A 17,205-nucleotide genomic window follows, 5' to 3' on the forward strand; every position below is an offset into this window, starting at 1 on the left:
TCCATTGATCCATCCCATTGGTCCATCCCATTGACGCCCCGCAGGCCCGGACGTGGGCGCCACGAAACCGCTCGCTCCGCGACTGACATGGGAAATCATCTTTTCCTGGGCATGATTGACGGATCGTCGGACAGCCGATAGCACTGGTCCACACTCGGCGCCGCACGCCCCGTCACGCTCGACCGTCCCAGGAGGCTGCTTTGCGAGGATCCCCCACCGACCGCAGACCCGCCGTCGGGCGCAGACGCGTCCAGCGGACGGCGCTCGCCGCCGCCTCGGCGGCCCTGCTGCTGCCGCTGCTCGGCGCGGCCCCTCCCGACAGCGCGGTGCAGCCCTCGGCCACCCGGCTGCAGGACGCCTTCGCGTCCGCGGCCGCAGAGTACGACGTCCCGCAGAGCGTGCTGCTCGGCGTGTCGTACCTCCAGTCCCGTTGGGACGCGCACGGCGGGGCCCCCAGCGTCTCGGGCGGTTACGGGCCGATGCACCTCACCGACGCCCGGACGGCCCTTGCCGAGGCCCCGCACCACAGTGCCGGAACGGAGGACGCCCGCGGTGACGACTCCAGGGCGGCGTTGCGGCCCGAGACCGGTCTGCCGAAGGAGTCCGGGCTTCCGGCCCGCCTGCGGACCCTGACCAGGGCGGCCGGGCTGACCGGGATCCCGGCCGAGGAACTGCGCACCGACGCCGCGGCGAACGTCGCGGGCGGCGCCGCGCTCCTCTCGGCCGCGCAGCGCGACCTCGGCGAGCCGCTGAGCGATGACCCGGCCGACTGGTACGGGGCGGTGGCGAGGTTCTCCGGCGCGGACGACAGCGCCACGGCAGCGGCGTACGCGAACGACGTCTTCGAGGTGATCCGCGAGGGAGAGCAACGCGTCACGGACGCCGGCCAGCGGGTGGCCCTCACCGCCGAGCCGGGTCTGAGTCCCGACACCGGACAGCTGGCGCGGGCCGGGTTGCGCACCACCGCGGCCGACGGCACGGAGTGTCCGCGGACCGTGGCCTGCGAGTGGATCCCGGCGCCGTACGAGGAGTTCGGCGACGGTGACTACGGCAACCACGACCTGGCGGACCGTCCCGCGTCGCAGAGCATCAAGTACATCGTCATCCACGACACCGAGGCCACCTGGGACACCACGCTCAAGCTGGTCCAGGACCCGACGTACGTCTCATGGCACTACTCCCTGCGCTCGACCGACGGTCACATCGCCCAGCACGTGAAGACGAAGGACGTGGCCTGGCACGCGGGCAACTGGTACGTCAACGCCAAGTCGATCGGCCTGGAGCACGAGGGGTTCCTCGCCTCGCCGGACGCCTGGTACACGGAGGCGATGTACCGGACGTCGGCGCGCCTGGTGACGTACCTCGCCAAGAAGTACCGCATCCCGCTGGACCGGCAGCACATCCTCGGCCACGACACCGTGCCCGGCACGACCACCGCGACCATCCCGGGCATGCACACCGACCCGGGCCCGTACTGGGACTGGCAGCACTACTTCACCCTGCTGGGCCGGCCGTTCAAGGCGACGGCGAGCCCGAAGGGCGGCCTGGTGACCATCGCCCCCGACTTCGCGGAGAACCGGCCGGGGTTCACGGGGTGCGTCAAGAAGGGCGAGCCGTGCGCGGTGCACGGCTCCAGCGCCGTACGCCTCTACACGCGGGCCGACGAGAGCGCGCCCCTGGTCCAGGACATCGGTCTGCGGCCGGACGGCAGCCCCTCGACCATCGACGTGAACGACGTCGGCTCCCGCGTCTCCACCGGCCAGCAGTACGCCGTGGCGGACCGCAAGGGTGACTGGACTGCCATCTGGTACCTGGGCCAGAAGGCCTGGTTCAGGAACCCGAAGGCTCAGCCGACGGCCGTCAGTGCCTCCGGGCTGGTCGTGACCCCCAGGAAGGACCTCTCCGAGATCCCGGTGTACGGCCGCGCGTACCCGGAGGCCGGGGCCTATCCCGCGGGCGTACCGGTCCAGTCGGTGTCGCCTCTGCCGTACAAGCTGCTCAAGGGCCAGCGGTACGTGATCGGCGACAAGGTGCCCGGCGAGTACTTCTACGCGCCGACGTTCGACACGACTCCGCACCGGGTCGTGAACGGCAAGGACCAGTACTTCGAGATCCAGTTCGGTCACCGGGTGGCGTACGTGAGGGCCGCGAACGTGGCGGTGCTGCCGGCGGGCGCGTAAGGGAACCAGGAGTGCCGGGGTCCGGGCGTCGGCCCGGACCCCGGCGTAGCCGCGGACACTGCCGCTCAGGACCGCTCAGCCGCTTCAGGCTGCTCATGAGCAGCGTCTGCAACCTACTCGGGCACCTTCAAGCCGTCCGGCAACGCCTACCTGGCGCTCTAGGGGTGGACGTCGAACCCGCTCGTGGAGTACCACGTCGTCGACAACTGGGGCACCTACCGGCCCACGGGAACGTACAAGGGCACCGTCACCAGCGACGGCGGTACGTACGACATCTACAAGACGACGCGGTACAACGCCCCGTCCGTCGAGGGCACCCGGACCTTCGATCAGTACGGGAGTGTCCGGCAGTCGAAGCGAACGGGCGGCACCATCACCACTGGCAACCACGTCGACGCCTGGGCCCGCGCCGGAATGCCCCTCGGCACCTTCAAGTACTACATGATCCTCGCGACCGAGGGAGACCAGAGCAGCGGCAGCTCCAACATCACCGTGGGCGGCACCGTCTAGGGCGGTGGCACAGCATCCCTGCCCCATGCGGTCGCCTGGGGCAGGAACCGGTTCTCGGCCGCGTGGGCCGCCATGCGGGCGTCGCGCGCCTGGGCCTCGGGGCCGTCCGGCAGGTGGAAGTCCTCGCCCGCCCGAGCGGAACCGGCCTGCATGCCAGTGGCGGCCGCGAGCCGTCGGCGCACGTACCGGTCGAGCGCGTCGGGTACGTCGGCCGGCGCCGCGCCCACGAGGGCGTCACCGAGCACGGCCGCGTCCAGAATCGCCTGCGCCGCCCCCTGGGCCTGGAACGGAACCATCGCGTGGGCGCTGTCGCCCAGCAGGGTCGCCCGTCCGATGTTCCACCGGGCGAGCGGGGCACGCGTGTAGAGGCCGAAGCGCAACACCCGGCCCGCGCGTTCAAGGACACTGAGCACCCGGGAGTCCCACCCGTCGAACGCGCGCCGCTGTTCTCCCGGCTCCGCCCGGGCCGTCCACGACTCCCGCGCCGCCTCCGCCTGGACCACGGCCACGACGTTGAGCAGTTCCCCGCGACGCACCCAGTAGTGGACGAAGTGCCGGCCCGGTCCGAGCCAGACAGCGAGCTCCGGCAGATCCAGATCGGCCACCTCGCCGGCCGGAAGTAACGCCCGGTAGGCGGCGGTTCGTGAGAAGACCGCCTCGTCCGGCCCGAAGAGCCACGTGCGGGCCGCGGACCGTATCCCGTCCGCGGCCACGACCAGGTCCGCGCCCAGGCGCTCGCCGGTCGCCGTCGTCACATACGCCGCGCCGTCTTCCTGGTCGATTCCCACGACCTCGGTGTTCAGGCGTACCGACCGGTGCGGCACCGCCGCGGTCAGGGCCTCGTGCAGATCGGCGCGGTGGACCAGCAGATAGGGCGCCCCGAACTCGTCCTCGGCCTCCCGACCCAGCGTGTACCGGCAGATCTCCGACCCGTCGGACCAGGTGCGGAAGGTCACGTGGGACGGACGCGTGGACTGCGCGGCGACCGCGTCGAGCAGGCCCAGTCGCCGCAGTTCGCGTGTGGCGTTGGGCGCGAGCTGGATCCCGGCACCGACCTCGGTGAACCGCGCCGTCTGCTCGACGAGCGTGACCTCGTGCCCGGCACGGAACAGGCTCAGTGTCGCGGCCAGTCCCCCGATGCCCGCCCCCACGACGATCGCCCTCACGGCCACGCCCCCCATTCGACGGACTCGCACCCCCAGGTCCCCTGTCGGCAACCTGACCGAACACGAGGGCGCGGTCAACCCGCGTCGCCGAACACCCGACCGGAGATCGTCAGCCCTCGGCTCCCCACACGTACCGCCGCCCCGCGACCGCCTTGAAGGTGGCTTCCCCTTCTGGCAACAGTTCGCTGCGCAGCGTGAGTTGCCTCGTCCGGGACGCGGTGAGGGCGATGCGGGTGGCCTTGCCGTCGGCCCAGTCGATGTCGACCGTGGCGCCGCCCCGCGCCCGCAGGCCGCGGACCGAACCGTCGGACCAGGCGCCAGGGAGGGCGGGAAGGATCTCGATCACGTCGTACTGGCTCTGCAGGAGCATCTCGACGACTCCGGCGGTGGCACCGAAGTTGCCGTCGATCTGGAACGGCGGGTGGGTGTCCCAGAGGTTCGGCAGGGTCGAGGCCTTGAGTTGTTCTCCGAGCATCTTGTGGGCATGGTCGCCGTCGCGGAGCCGGGCCCAGAAGTTGATCTTCCACGCCTTGGACCAGCCGGTCCCGCCGTCGCCGCGCGCGGTGAGCGAGACCTTCGCGGCCTCGGCCCACCTGCTGCCCGGCTCGATCTGGCGGCCCGGGTGCAGGGCGAACAGGTGGGAGACGTGGCGGTGGTCGTCCTTCGGGTCGTCCAGGTCGGCCTTCCACTCCTGCAGTTGCCCCCAGGAGCCGATACGAAGGCCAGGGTCCAGCTTGTCGAGCGCGGCGGCGAGTTGCTCGCGGAAGGAGGCGGAGTCGCCCAGAATCCGGGCCGCCTCAAGGGTGTTGGTGAACAGGTCGTGCACGATCTGCTGCGACATGGCCGCGCCCGCGGTGAACTCCCCGTGCTCCGGCGAGTAGCTGGGCGTCACGACGAGGGTGCCGTCGCGCGGGTCGGTGCGCAGGTTGTCGAGCCAGAACTCGGCCGCTTCCTTCATCACGGGATAAGCGGTGGAGCGCAGATACGTCGTGGAGCCGCCGAACCGGTAGTGCTCGTACATCTGCTGGGTCACCCACGCGGCCGCCTCGGGGAACCAGAAAGCGGTCGCCCAGTCGTGCACACCGGTGAAGCCGTACGGGTTGGTCTCGTTGTGGACGACCCAGCCGCGCGAGCCGAACATCTCCTTCGCCGTACGGCGACCGGGGGCACGCAAGGTCTGGACGAAGCGGTCGTACGGAGCGGTGGTCTCGGTGAGGTTGGCGGCCTCGGCGGGCCAGTAGTTCATCTGGATGTTGATGTTGGTGTGGTAGTCCGCCGACCAGGGGGGTGTGGTGCTGTGGTTCCAGACGCCCTGGAGGTTGGCGGGCAGCGAGCCCGGGCGGGAGGAGGCGATGAGGAGGTAGCGGCCGTACTGGAAGTACAGGGCCTCCAGGGCACGGTCCGCCGCGGTCGTTCCGCCGGTGTAGGCCGCCAGCAGTTCGTTCGTGGGGACGTCCGGGGCTGCGGCGCGGATGTCGAGCGCGACCCGCTCGAAGAGGGCTCGGTGGTCGCGGACGTGGCGTGCCCGGAGCTTTTGGTACCCGTTGCGGAACGCCTCGTCGACGGCCTTGGTCACGGCTCCGTGCGGGTCGTCGCCCCGGTAGTCCGGGTAGGTGTCGGCGTAGTCGGTGCCCGCCGCGACGACGAACCACACACTGTCGGCGTCCGTGACGGTGAGCGTTCCGTCCGCGTTCGCGGTGCGGGCGCCGCCTTCCTGGTGGACGCGGATCTGCGCCTCGAACTTCAGGCCGTTGTCGGCGAGTTCACCGCGTACGGTGATCCGGTCACCGGCGGCCGTCGTCGTGAAGTCGGTGCGGGGCGAGGTGTAGCGCAGGGTGAGGGTGACGCCTCCGGTGAGGCGGCCGGCGATCACGTCGTCCGGATAGGAGGCGAAGAACTCCCTCGTGTGGCGTGTCTCTCGGTGCGTGTACGTCACGGTCGCCACCGCGTCACGCAGGTCGAGGGCCCGTCGGTAGTCGGCGGGAGTGTCCGTGGGTGCGCCGGGCAGGTCGAGGTGGAGGTCGCCGAACGTCTGGTGGGCGCCGTAGCCGACACGCGGCTGGCCGAGGCGGGCGGTGACGGAGTCGGGGTCGACCTCGGTCTCGGCGTCGATCCGCTCCTGGACGCCCTCGATCGCGCCGGGACGGGGTGCGGTCCAGTTGCCGTGGTTGTAGCCCTGAGCGGAGCCGGGGCCGCCGGTCCACAGGGTCTTCTCGTTGAGCTGCAGCCGCTCGGAGGCGAGGGTGCCGAACACCGTGGCGCCGTGCGCACCGCCTCCTATGGGCAGGGCCTCGCGCTCCCAGTCGGAGGCCGGAGCGGTGTACCACAGCTCCAAAGGACTCTTCCGCTCGGCGGATACATAGGATGAATCAGCGGCTTCTGCGGACTGCACGAGGGCTCCCCCACTCACCGTCAGGGCACCAGCACCGCCGAGCGCGCTCTTGAGGGTCGCTCTCCGGGACATCTCAGGTGACATGCCCCGGACCGTAATGGTCGGATGACTGAGGAACAAGAGTCATGACAAGAACGCCGGACGGCCGACGTCGTCACGTCCGCCGATCGTCCGGACGTCAGCCCTGCTGGAACAGCTCCGCGGGCAACGGCTTCAGGAGCGCGTAGAGGTCGTCCGTGATGGGGCGGTCCCAGGCGGCGATGGTCACCAGGACGTTGTCACTGCGGTCGAACTGGACGCAGGAGATGCGGCTCTCGGAGAGCTTGAGGCGGCGGACGATCAGGAGGTTGTCCCCCTGCATCACCGGCATGTCCTCGGAGCCGACGACGGTGACCTCCTCCTCGTTCTCCAGCGCCAGCAGCAGCTGCGCCACCTCGAAGGGGACCTCGTCCTCGGCGGTGTCCCGCGCCGGTGAGCCCTCCGGGAGGTTGCCGATGATCATGGCGGGCCCCCGGCCGCCGAACAGGTCGTAGCGCAGGAAAACACCCTGGCAGCTGCCGTCGGGGGCGGGCAGCAGGCCCGCGCCGAGGTTGCCCGGCCAGTCACCCGGGTCCATGGCCAGTACGTCGAAGTCGGGCCCGGCGGGGGTGGCGCTGCGGCGGCGGAGGAAGGACATGCCGCAATGGTACGTGCCCGGCGGCGAAACCGGCTCGGGGCCCGGGCCCGGAATCCGGAATCGCGGCTCGCCCGCCGCGAGCGTCTCACCTCGGCATCTGCCGACCGTGGCGGGCCCGCCCCGGGACGTGCGGTGGGGCGGGCTCACCGTCACCGGCCGGTCGGCCGGTCGTGGGTCAGGCGTGGGTCTGGCACGGGATCCCGAAGGCGGGATCTCAGGGGTTGGGGTCGAGTGCGACGGCCACCTCGGACACGGGGATCGGGAACGTGTCGATGTAGGTCGTCTCCCCGGTGAACAGGTTGACAGTGTTGAACGTCGCGGTGCTGCCGTCCGGTGAGAGCAGGGTGGCGAAGCCCGTCACCGAGATCGTCTTGCCGGCGGACAGGTCGCTGAAGATGTCGAAGCCCGAGTTGGGTCCCGCGTCCGCGCCCAGCGAACCGTTCGCGACCAGGAGGCCGTTGGCGGGCGGCGACTGGATCAGGAGCTGGTCCGTGTTCGTGTTGATGTCGTAAAGCGTGGTGTTGGTGGTGGGGTTCAGGTCGTTGTTCGTGTAGGCGACGGCACTGACGCCGTGTGTCGTCGCGCCGTCCGTGGTCAGTGGGGTGTTCGTGGCCGTCTGGCTGTTGGCGAGGTTGTGCGCCAGGTTCTGACCGGTGTCGCTGACGATGCGCAGACGGTCGGCCGCCGGGTTGAAGTCGACACCGAAGTTCGTGCCCTGCAGCGGAACGCTGAGCTGGGAGACCTTGGTGACCACCACGGTCGGAGTCGTCGGCGGGTACGTGATCGTGTAGACACCGCCCTTGTCGCCGACGCCGTACAGCAGGCCGTTCTGTACGCGGAAGTCGATTCCGATCAGGCTGGTGTCGCCGACGAGCCCGGTGACGGCCTTGACCCACTGGAGCGTGCCGGGCTGGTCGGTCAGGAACCCGGCCATCGTCTTGCCGTTGGGCAAGAGCGTGAACGCCTGGAGGCTGGGGATCGTCGCGGCGTTGCTGACGCCCGGGGTTCCTCCCACCACGAGCGCGGCGACGGCGGACACGGTCGCGATCGCCGCGGCCATTCTCTTTCTGAGCCCTGCGTTCATCGGTCATTCCTCCCGTTGAGCGTGTGGGGCGGGTAGGAGCGCGTGCGGCATGCTCCACCGCGCCGAACCCTTGGCTCGGCAGCCACAAGCTATGAGGGGGGACTGGACATCCACTGGACGCCGACTGAGCGCGTACGGGCGCGGCCCGTAAGGGGCGCGGGGAACCGCGCGACCAGCCACAACGAACCCGCGGTCGGCCACCGGACATGAAGGGGCAGACGCAGCCCACCCGGCCAGTCGGCCACAGGGTGCTCCTCAAGGGAGCGGCACAGGCCAGCGGGGCAGGGCTCGGACAGGGCATCGGAATGTGCACGCCCAGGCGGCGAGGTCGTCGGAGACTCGGCCGCGGGCGTCGTACCGGACGGCCGGGGCGAGGTCAGCCCCGCCCCGGGCGCGGTGTGCCTCAGGTCAGGTCGAACTCCCCCTCACGCGCGTCCGACATGAAGGCGCCCCACTCCGCGGGCGTGAAGATCAGGGAGGGGCTCTCGGGCCGTCCGCTGTTGCGCATCGCGATGAAGCCCTCGATGAAGGCGATCTGGACGTCGCCCCGCCCTCGGCTGCTGGACCGCCAGTCGGCGTTGCTGAGGTCCAGGTCCGGCTTGTGCCAGCCCGTGAGCGAGTGCTGCTGGATTGTGGTGGTCTCGGCCACGTCCGTGCTCCTCCCGGTTCGTCGTCCGCCCGCCAGACTAGCGATCGGTCCCCGTCGCCAACAGGCCACGTGAGGGGGAGGTTCCTCAGGCCGGCGGTTCGGCGCCCACCAGCCACATCGAGAAGAACTGCGATCCCCCGCCGTAGGCGTGCCCGAGCACCCGACGGGCCCTGTCCACCTGGTGTTCTCCCGCCTGTCCCCGTACCTGGAGCGCCGCCTCGGCGAACCGGATCATCCCGGAGGCGCCAATGGGGTTGGTGGACAGCACGCCGCCCGACATGTTGACCGGGAGATCGCCGTCGAGCTCGGTCACCCCCGACTCGGTGAGCTTCCAGCCCTCGCCCTCGTCAGCGAAGCCCAGGTTCTCCAGCCACATGGGCTCGTACCAGGAGAACGGCACGTACATCTCGACCGCGTCGATCTCGCGGCGCGGGTCGGCGATGCCCGCCTGCCGGTACACGTCGGCCGCGCAGTCCTTGCCGGCCTGCGGCGACACACAGTCCTTGCCGGCGAAGAGGGTGGGTTCGCTGCGCATGGCCCCACCGAGCATCCAGGCCGGCGGTTTCGGCGAACGGGCCGCGCCCGCACGGTCGGTGAGCACCATCGCGCAGGCACCGTCGGAGGAGGGGCAGGTCTCGGAGTAGCGGATCGGGTCCCAGAGCATGGGCGAGGCCTGGACCTTCTCCAGAGTGATGTCGTGCTCGTGGAGGTGCGCGTAGGGGTTCTTGAGGGCGTTGCGCCGGTCCTTGTACGCGACGAGCGAGCCGACCGTGTCGGGCGCGCCGGTGCGTCGCATGTACGCGCGCACGTGCGGGGCGAAGAAGCCGCCCGCACCCGCCAGCAGGGGCTGCTGGAACGGGATCGGCAGGGAGAGTCCCCACATCGCGTTCGACTCGGACTGCTTCTCGAAGGCGAGGGTCAGGACGGTGCCGTGGACGCGGGCGGCGACGAGGTTCGCGGCGACGAGCGCGGTCGACCCGCCGACCGAACCGGCCGTGTGCACCCGCAGCATGGGCTTGCCCACTGCCCCGAGCGCGTCGGCGAGGTACAGCTCGGGCATCATCACGCCCTCGAAGAAGTCGGGCGCCTTGCCGATGACGACGGCGTCGATGTCGGCCCACGTCAACTCGGCGTCGTCGAGGGCGCGTCGGGCCGCCTCGCGGACCAGTCCCGCGATCGACACGTCCCGGCGGGCCGCCACGTGCTTGGTCTGGCCGATCCCGACGACGGCCACGGGCTCCTTGCTCATGGCGCTCACTCCCCTTCCAGGACGGCGACCAGGTTCTGTTGCAGACAGGGGCCCGAGGTCGCGTGGGCGAGCGCCCGGTCGGATTCGCCCCGGTGGATGCGGGCGGCGGCCTCGCCGATGCGGATGAGCCCGGCGGCCATGATCGGATTGGCCGCGAGGGCGCCGCCGGACGGGTTGACGCGCACGGTGTCATCGAGGCCCAGGGCCTTGCGCAGGACGACCTCCTGCGAGGTGAAGGGCGCGTGCAACTCGGCTGAGTCGACGGGCCGTTCGAAGGCTCCGGCCCGTTCGGCGGCCAGGCGGGCGGACGGCGAGTCGGTCAGGTCGCGTACGCCGAGCCCGTGTGCCTCGATGCGGTGGTCGATGCCGCGGATCCAGGCGGGCCGCGTGCACAGCTCCCGGGCCCGCTCTCCCGCCGCGAGGATCACGGCGGCGGCTCCGTCACCGATGGGCGGGCAGTCACCGGTGCGCAGGGGCCGTACGAGATGGTCCCCCTGCGGCACCGAACCCCGCAGCTGGGCACGGGAGTTGGCGGAGGCGTCCGCGCGGCTGCGGGCGGCGACGGCGGCGAGCGCCGGCTCGTCCGTGTCCCCCGCGTCGATGAGCGCCTGCGCCTGCAGCGCGGCCAGGGCGACGGAGTCCGGCCACAGGGGTGCCACGTAGTACGGGTCGAGCTGCCTGGTCAGGACGTCGCGCACGGGCCCGGGCGAGGACTTGCCGTACGAGTAGACGAGCGCGGTGTCGGCGTCACCAGTGAGCAGCTTGGTCCATGCCTCGTACAGCGCCCACGCTCCGTCCATCTCGACGTGCGACTCCGAGATCGGCGGCCAGGCACCGACGCCGTCGAGGGCGAGGGTGAAGGAGAAGGCGCGGCCGGCGAGGTAATCGCTGGATCCGGAGCAGGTGAAGCCGATGTCGGCGGCCTTGAGGCCGGTCTGTTCGAGGACGTCGTGCAGGACCGGCATGAGCATCTCCACCTCGGACTGTTCCTCGGTGGTGCGCAGGGTGTCCGACTGTGCGAAGGCGACGACGGCGATCTCGCGGGTCACAGCAGCTCCTTGTACGTCTCGTAGTCGGCGTCCGGTTCCCCGGTCGGCCGGTAGTGGTCCGGGTACCGGCCGCCCTCGGTCCACACCGGTTCGACCCTGAGGCCCATGCGCACCTGGTCGTACGGGACGCCTCCGATGCGACCGTGCAGCGCGAGGTCGGCTCCGTCGAGGGCGATGTGGGCGTAGACGTACGGGACTTCGATGTCGAGGTTCTTCGCCTTGATGTTGACGATGCAGAAGGTGGTGACGGTGCCCGCGGGACCGACCTCGACCTGCTCGGACGTCGCGACGCCACAGGTCGGGCAGGCGCCCCTGGGCGGCACGTACACCTTGCGGCAGGAGGGGCAGCGTTCGCCGACGGTCCGCCGGCCGGAGAGCGCGGCGATGTAGGCGGACTGGGCGCGGCCCGGTGAGTAGGTGTAGTCGAGGCGGGCGTGGGCGACGATACCGGTGACCGCGTCCTCGAACTCGCCGGTGTGTCCCGCCGGTTCGGCCACTTCGGCCGCTTTGCCGTCGGCCGGCTCGAAGCAGGCGATGTCCGTGATGGCGCCGGAGCGTTCGGCGGCCCAGCGGACGCGGACGCGCATCCCGGTGTGCACGGCGTCGGGTCCCGGGGCGTCGAGGGCGTGCAGGAGGGCAGTGTCGGAGCCGTCGAGCTTCACCAGGACCCAGGCGAAGGGCGTGTCGAGGGGCTGGCCGCGGCGTGGGGCGTGGTTCCAGGCCCAGGTGGTGACGGTGCCGGTGGGGGCGACCTCGACAAGGTCGCGGATCTCCTCTGCGGTGACCGGGTCGTACTCGACGGGTGGGACGAGGACGCGACCGTCGCCGGTCCTCACACCGAGGACGACGCACTCGCGCAGTCCAGTGAGGAAGGCGCTCTGCACGGGTCCGAGGGAGCGGGTGAAGGGGAACTCGACGACGAGGGGGGCTTTGAGGACTTCGGGCACGGCATCTCCTCACGAAACAGGGGCCCGCGCCCTCAAGGGGCGCGAGGCTGTGACATCTGCGGCTCCGCCGCGATGGGGGTCCCCCCGCTCGAGCGAAGCCGAGAGTGGGGAAGCGACCAGCCACAACGAACCCGCGGACTGTGAACCGGCCTCAGGCGGAGCGCCTACGCGCGCTTGTAGACGGGTGGTCGCTTCTCCGTGAAGGCGCGGGAGCCCTCCTTGGCGTCGGCCGTGTCGAAGATCGGCCAGCCGCGCTTCAGTTCCGCGGCGAGTCCGTCGGTCTCGGTCAACTCGGCGGTCTCGTACACGGAGGCCTTGACCGCCTCGACGGCGAGCGGGCCGCAGGCGTTGATCTGCTCGGCGATCTCCAGGGCCCTGGCGAGCGCCGTCCCGTCGGGGACGACGTGCCCGACGAGCCCGATACCGGCGGCCTCCCGGGCGCTGTACGGGCGGCCGGTGAGCAGCATCTCCAGGGCGTGGGTGCGCGGGATCTGGCGCTGGAGGCGGACCGTTGAGCCGCCGATGGGGAACAGACCGCGCTTGACCTCGAAGAGGCCGAAGGTGGCGGACTCGCCCGCGACCCGGATGTCGGTGCCCTGGAGCATCTCCGTACCGCCGGCGACGCAGTGTCCCTCGACGGCGGCGATCACCGGCTTGCGGGGCCGGTGGTGGCGCAGCATCGCCTTCCAGTGGAGGTCGGGGTCCGCCTTGAGCCGGTCGCGGTACTGCTGTCCCTCCATGCCCTTCCCGGCGAGGGCCTTGAGGTCCATGCCCGCGCAGAACGTGCCGCCCGCGCCGGTGAACACGATCGAGCGGATCGAGTCGTCCGCGTCGGCCTCGATCCAGCCGTCGTACAGCCCGACGAGCATGGGCAACGAGAGCGCGTTCTTCGCTTCCGGCCTGTTGAGCGTGAGCACCAGTGTCGCGCCTTCGCGCCGCACGGTGAGGTGTTCCGTCCCACCCATCGCCGACCTCCCTGTGTCAGAACGAGAACAGGTTGCAGGAGGGGCCGAGCCACTTCAAGAGTTTTCTGACAGTCAGTCAGATTTCTTGTGCGCGGACCCTTCACAGTTGTGGCGGGCTTTGCTCTGATGACCGGCGAGTCAGTACGGCAGCCGTGGACGTTCGGGGTGAGGAGGAGCGGTGGAGTACAACCTTGCCGACCTGTTCGAGTCGGTCGTCGACGTGGTCCCCGACCGCGAGGCCCTCGTGTACATCGACCACCCCGGTACGGGTGCGGAGCGCCGCCTCACCTACGGGGAACTGGACGCGGCGGCGAACCGCGTCGGCCACCATCTGATCGACAGCGGGATACGTCCCGGTGAGCACGTCGGGCTCCACCTCTACAACGGCATCGAGTACCTTCAGGCCGCCCTGGGCTGTCTGAAGGCGCGTGTCGTGCCGGTCAACGTCAACTACCGGTACGTGGAGGAGGAACTGGTCTACCTCTACCGGGACGCGGACCTGGTGGGACTCGTCTTCGACGCGGAGTTCACGGATCGGGTGGCGGCGGCGCTGCCGCAGGCTCCGGCGTTGCGGCACCTCGTCCGGGTCGGGACGCCCGACCGGGACGCACCGGCCCTGGACGCGGTGGATTTCGCCCACGCCGAGGCCTCCGGCTCCCCGGAGCGGGGGTTCCCCGCGCGCTCGGCGGACGACCAGTTCATCATCTACACCGGTGGGACGACCGGCATGCCCAAGGGGGTGATGTGGCGTCAGGAGGATCTGTTCTTCTCGGGGTTGGGTGGCGGTGCGCCGACGGGTGAGCCGGTGAAGAAGCCGGAGGAGCTCGCCGAGCGGGTGGCGGCCGGCGGGGACGGGATCACCTTCTTTCCCACTCCCCCGCTCATGCACGGCACGTCGACGCTCACGGCGTTCATCGGGTTCAACTTCGGCCAGCGGGTCGTCCTGCACCGGAAGTTCGTCCCGGAGGAGGTCCTGCGGACGATCGAGAAGGAGAAGGTCACCAGCATGTCGCTGGTGGGCGACGCGATGCTCCGGCCACTGATCGACGCGCTGAGCGGGCCGATGAAGGGCACGGACTGCTCCTCGATGTTCAGCGTGTCGTCGTCCGGCGCGATCATGTCGGACACGGTACGGGAGCAGTTCCAGGCGCTCGTGCCGAACGTGATGCTGCTGAACAACTTCGGCTCCTCGGAGTCCGGCTTCAACGGCACGGCGACGGCGGACTCGGGCCCGGAACGCGGCTTCAGGGTCCGCGTCAACTCCCGTACGCAGGTGGTGGATCCGGCCACGTACGAGCCGGTCCCCGCGGGCGTACCGGGCCGCGTCGCCCAACGCGGACACGTACCGCTGGGCTACTACAACGACCCGAGGAAAACGGCCGAGACCTTCTTCGAGAAGGACGGCGAGCGCTGGGTCCTCCTCGGCGACATGGCGACCGTCGACGAGGAGGGAGTCGTCACCGTCCTCGGCCGTGGCTCGCAGTGCATCAACACCGGCGGCGAGAAGGTGTACCCGGAGGAGGTCGAACAGGCCCTCAAGGCCCATCCCGACGTGTACGACGCGCTGGTCGCCGGGGTGCCGGACGCGACGTGGGGCAACCATGTCGCGGCCGTGGTCCAACTGCGCGCGGGCGCACCTCTGTTGTCGCTGGAGGACATCCAGTCCCACTGCCGGGCCCGTCTCGCCGGCTACAAGATCCCCCGCCAGCTGGTCGTCACGGACACCATCCAGCGCTCGCCGAGTGGCAAGGCGGACTATCGGTGGGCGCGGTCGGTGGCGGTGGCGGCGGATCGCTGAACGTCCCGCGTCGGCGAGCGCGCAACTTCCGTGAGCCGACTACGCTTTGTAGTCGTTGATCTTCGGTCGAAGGTGCCGCAATGTCGCGTCAGCTGCAAGCAGCGCTGTTCCATTGATCTGCCCATTGCCGGCCAGCACGTCAGTGCTGGCCTTGCGCGTCCGGCGGTACGTCCGCACCGCACGGTCGTGTCCGTGCAGGACGTTCGTGGAGCAGGTGCAGGGGCCGGGCCGGAGCCCGGCTCGCCACGCTGTCGGGCGACAACCTTCACCGATCCCGCCTCTGCGTGGCACGATCATCGAGACCGGCACCGGCTCCTGCCGGCTCGCCGGCATCAGGCCCGCGCCGAAGAACCCGCCGAGGCCGGCTGGCGTCCCACCCCTCACGTTGAACGAACGGGACCCGTGGATGGTGTTCCGCCGAGTGGCGCAGGGGACCCTGACGCAACGGGCGCGGACGACTACGGGTAATCACATTCCGGCGAGCGCGGTCGAAGTCCCCACTCCGCGCAGCAGGGTGTCCACGACGCGGGTGGCGAGGGCGTCGGGGTCCGCGCCGGCCAGTCCTTCCTTGGCTGCTTCGTGGATGAGGGCGTAGTAGACGCGCCGGGTCCAGTCGAGGTCGATGTCGGGGCGGAGCACGCCCCCATCCTGGGCGCGGCGGAAGAGCCGGATACAGACGGCGCGGACGTCGGCGTGGATGCGGGCCGCCTCGGGGTGGTCGTCCTCGGCCGCGCGGTTCATGGCGAACGACCAGTCCGTCTTCACCCGCAGGACGTTTGCGGTGATCTGGTAGAGGGCGACGAGCGGCGGCGCGGCGTCCGGGCGAGCGGCGTCGACGGCGTCGGCGAACTGGCGGGCGGCCCAGCCGGTGAGTTCCTCCAGTAGCGCCTCACGGGTGGCGAACCGACGGTGGACGGTGGTCCGGGCCACGCCGGCGGCCCGGGCGAACTCCTCCATCGTCGCCGCCGGGTTGGCGGCCAGGACGCGCTCCGCCGCTTCCAGGATGGTCCGCACGGTCCGCTCGGTGTCGGCCCGGCGGGGCCGTTTCGTCTGCTGCTTCTGCACCGTCACATCAACACGCTACATCACTAGCCCCTCATAGCCGATACTTGCAACACCAATGTTGCATCTATTACCTTGGCAGCGTCTGAGGGGTAGCAACTCCGTATCTCGTCCCCGTGGGCAACGACATCAGGGAGGCAGTCATGCAGCAGCGGATTCTCGGCCGTACCGGTATCTCCGTCAGCAAGTTCGCCCTGGGCACCCTGCATCTGGGCGCCTGGGGCAACAGCGACCACGACGAGGCGATACGCCTGATCCACACAGCGCTGGACGGTGGCATCAACCTCATCGACACCGCCGACCAGTACTCCGGCGGCGAGGCGGAAGAGATCATCGGCAAGGCCCTGCGGGGCCGCCGCGACGACGTCGTGCTCGCAACCAAGGGCCACTTCCCGGTCCGGATGGGGGACCACGCCCCGAACCGGCGCGGCAATTCCCGGCGTTGGCTGACCCGGGCCGTCGAGGACAGCCTCCGGCGCCTGGACACCGACCGCATCGACCTCTACCAGGTGCACCGCCCTGACCCGGCCACCGACATCGACGAGACATTGTCGGTGCTGTCCGACCTGGTGCGCGCGGGAAAGATCATGGCCATCGGGACGTCGGACTTCCCAGCAGAGCAGATGGTCGAGGCCCAGTGGGTGGCCGACCGGCGCAACCACATCCCCTTCCGCACCGAGCAGCCGCCGTACTCACTGTTCGTACGCGGCATCGAGGCAGACGTACTACCCACCGCGCGCAAGTACGGTCTGGGCGTGCTGACCTGGAGTCCGCTCAACAGCGGCTGGCTGACCGGGCGCATTCGCCGCGGCGAGAAGATCGAACTCGACGCCTTCCGTCGGGTGGTGTCTCACAAATTCGACCTCGAACTACCCGGCAATCGGCGCAAGCTCGACGCCGTCGAGGAGCTGCTCGCCCTGGCACAGGACGCGGGTACCCCACTGACGCATCTGGCGCTGGCGTTCGCGGCGAACCATCCGGCCGTCACCTCGGTGATCCTCGGACCCCGCACGATTGACCAGCTGACCGATCAGTTCGCCGCTGCCGAGGTCCACCTCGACGGAGAGATCCTCGACCGCATCGACAAGATCGTCCCGCCTGGTGTCACCCTCAATCCCTCGGACATCGACTACCGCAGGCCCGCCCTGGCCGCCGAAGAACGGCGGCGCACGCTCTCCTCCTGAACGCGTTTCACCCACGGACGTCGGCGCCGGCACGGCCACGACGAGGCCGGCCAGGTCCGTCACGGTGGTGAACTTACGCTGTCCGACGGCCCATTCGGCCCATTCATGTGTTCCATGACGACGATGACGCCACCGGCCATGACACCACCGTGCCGGGTCTTCTGCTTCAGCCCGGCCCAACCGAGGCCGACTCGCCGAACGCGGACTGAGCCTCGACGGGCAGTGAGCCAGAACCTGGTTCACGGGGTCACGGAGGGGCTGTCTTTTGACGATCAGCACGTCGCCCGGCACCCG

General features: G+C 70.1%; 13 protein-coding genes and 1 pseudogene. 4 read left to right on the top strand and 10 right to left on the bottom strand.

Features of this window, described 5'->3' with window-relative positions; genetic code table 11:
* The first annotated feature begins 200 nt into the window (after positions 1-200).
* Both AB0959_RS24020 and AB0959_RS24025 read left to right on the top strand, forming a co-directional pair.
* Positions 201-2,180 carry an N-acetylmuramoyl-L-alanine amidase gene (locus AB0959_RS24020; protein ID WP_366828535.1) on the top strand — a complete coding sequence of 660 codons (1,980 nt, stop codon included), beginning with the start codon at positions 201-203 and terminating at the stop codon, positions 2,178-2,180.
* Positions 2,181-2,291: 111 nt separating this feature from the next.
* A pseudogene (locus AB0959_RS24025) lies at positions 2,292-2,687 on the top strand (glycoside hydrolase family 11 protein); the annotation flags it as partial.
* On the opposite strand, the gene AB0959_RS24030 reads toward AB0959_RS24025, so the two are convergent.
* From AB0959_RS24030 to AB0959_RS24070, 9 genes are all read right to left on the bottom strand, one after another.
* Entirely contained in the window at positions 2,687-3,856 is a 1,170-nt protein-coding gene (locus AB0959_RS24030; RefSeq protein ID WP_366828571.1) for an FAD-dependent monooxygenase, read from the bottom strand. The pseudogene AB0959_RS24025 and the gene AB0959_RS24030 sit on opposite strands and share 1 nt — an antisense overlap.
* Before the next feature lie 109 nt (positions 3,857-3,965).
* Positions 3,966-6,332 (bottom strand): glycoside hydrolase family 95 protein, encoded by a 2,367-nt coding sequence (locus tag AB0959_RS24035; protein ID WP_366828536.1) that lies wholly within the window; start codon positions 6,330-6,332, stop codon positions 3,966-3,968.
* A 94-nt stretch (positions 6,333-6,426) separates the two neighbouring features.
* Positions 6,427-6,924, bottom strand: coding sequence for a hypothetical protein (locus tag AB0959_RS24040; protein ID WP_366828538.1), 498 nt, complete (start codon positions 6,922-6,924; stop codon positions 6,427-6,429).
* 214 nt (positions 6,925-7,138) lie between these two features.
* Positions 7,139-8,008, bottom strand: coding sequence for a DUF4394 domain-containing protein (locus tag AB0959_RS24045; RefSeq protein ID WP_366828539.1), 870 nt, complete (start codon positions 8,006-8,008; stop codon positions 7,139-7,141).
* A gap of 403 nt (positions 8,009-8,411) precedes the next feature.
* Positions 8,412-8,657, bottom strand: a complete 246-nt coding sequence (locus tag AB0959_RS24050) for a DUF397 domain-containing protein (protein WP_366828540.1) — start codon at positions 8,655-8,657, stop codon at positions 8,412-8,414.
* Between the two features lie 85 nt (positions 8,658-8,742).
* The gene (locus AB0959_RS24055; protein WP_366828541.1) at positions 8,743-9,906 is read right to left on the bottom strand and encodes a thiolase domain-containing protein; all 1,164 of its coding nucleotides are present in this window, start codon (positions 9,904-9,906) and stop codon (positions 8,743-8,745) included.
* A gap of 5 nt (positions 9,907-9,911) precedes the next feature.
* A complete protein-coding gene (locus AB0959_RS24060; RefSeq protein ID WP_366828542.1) occupies positions 9,912-10,955 on the bottom strand; it encodes a thiolase domain-containing protein in 1,044 nt (347 codons plus the stop codon).
* The gene (locus tag AB0959_RS24065; protein WP_366828543.1) at positions 10,952-11,902 is read right to left on the bottom strand and encodes an OB-fold domain-containing protein; all 951 of its coding nucleotides are present in this window, start codon (positions 11,900-11,902) and stop codon (positions 10,952-10,954) included. Before AB0959_RS24065 ends, AB0959_RS24060 begins: the two co-directional genes overlap by 4 nt.
* Positions 11,903-12,066: 164 nt before the next feature.
* Positions 12,067-12,867 (bottom strand): crotonase/enoyl-CoA hydratase family protein, encoded by an 801-nt coding sequence (locus tag AB0959_RS24070; RefSeq protein ID WP_366828544.1) that lies wholly within the window; start codon positions 12,865-12,867, stop codon positions 12,067-12,069.
* A 178-nt stretch (positions 12,868-13,045) separates the two neighbouring features.
* Here AB0959_RS24070 and AB0959_RS24075 point away from each other — a divergent pair, with 178 nt between their 5' ends.
* Positions 13,046-14,665, top strand: coding sequence for an acyl-CoA synthetase (locus AB0959_RS24075; RefSeq protein WP_366828545.1), 1,620 nt, complete (start codon positions 13,046-13,048; stop codon positions 14,663-14,665).
* 468 nt (positions 14,666-15,133) lie between these two features.
* Here the strand turns inward: AB0959_RS24075 and AB0959_RS24080 are convergent, their stop codons facing one another.
* The gene (locus AB0959_RS24080; RefSeq protein ID WP_366828572.1) at positions 15,134-15,730 is read right to left on the bottom strand and encodes a TetR/AcrR family transcriptional regulator; all 597 of its coding nucleotides are present in this window, start codon (positions 15,728-15,730) and stop codon (positions 15,134-15,136) included.
* A gap of 140 nt (positions 15,731-15,870) precedes the next feature.
* On the opposite strand from AB0959_RS24080, the gene AB0959_RS24085 reads away from it, so the two are divergent.
* Positions 15,871-16,911 (top strand): aldo/keto reductase, encoded by a 1,041-nt coding sequence (locus tag AB0959_RS24085; RefSeq protein ID WP_366828546.1) that lies wholly within the window; start codon positions 15,871-15,873, stop codon positions 16,909-16,911.
* Positions 16,912-17,205: the final 294 nt, after the last annotated feature.

Source organism: Streptomyces sp. NPDC046862 (assembly GCF_040704615.1).
In the GTDB taxonomy this organism is placed as follows: domain Bacteria; phylum Actinomycetota; class Actinomycetes; order Streptomycetales; family Streptomycetaceae; genus Streptomyces.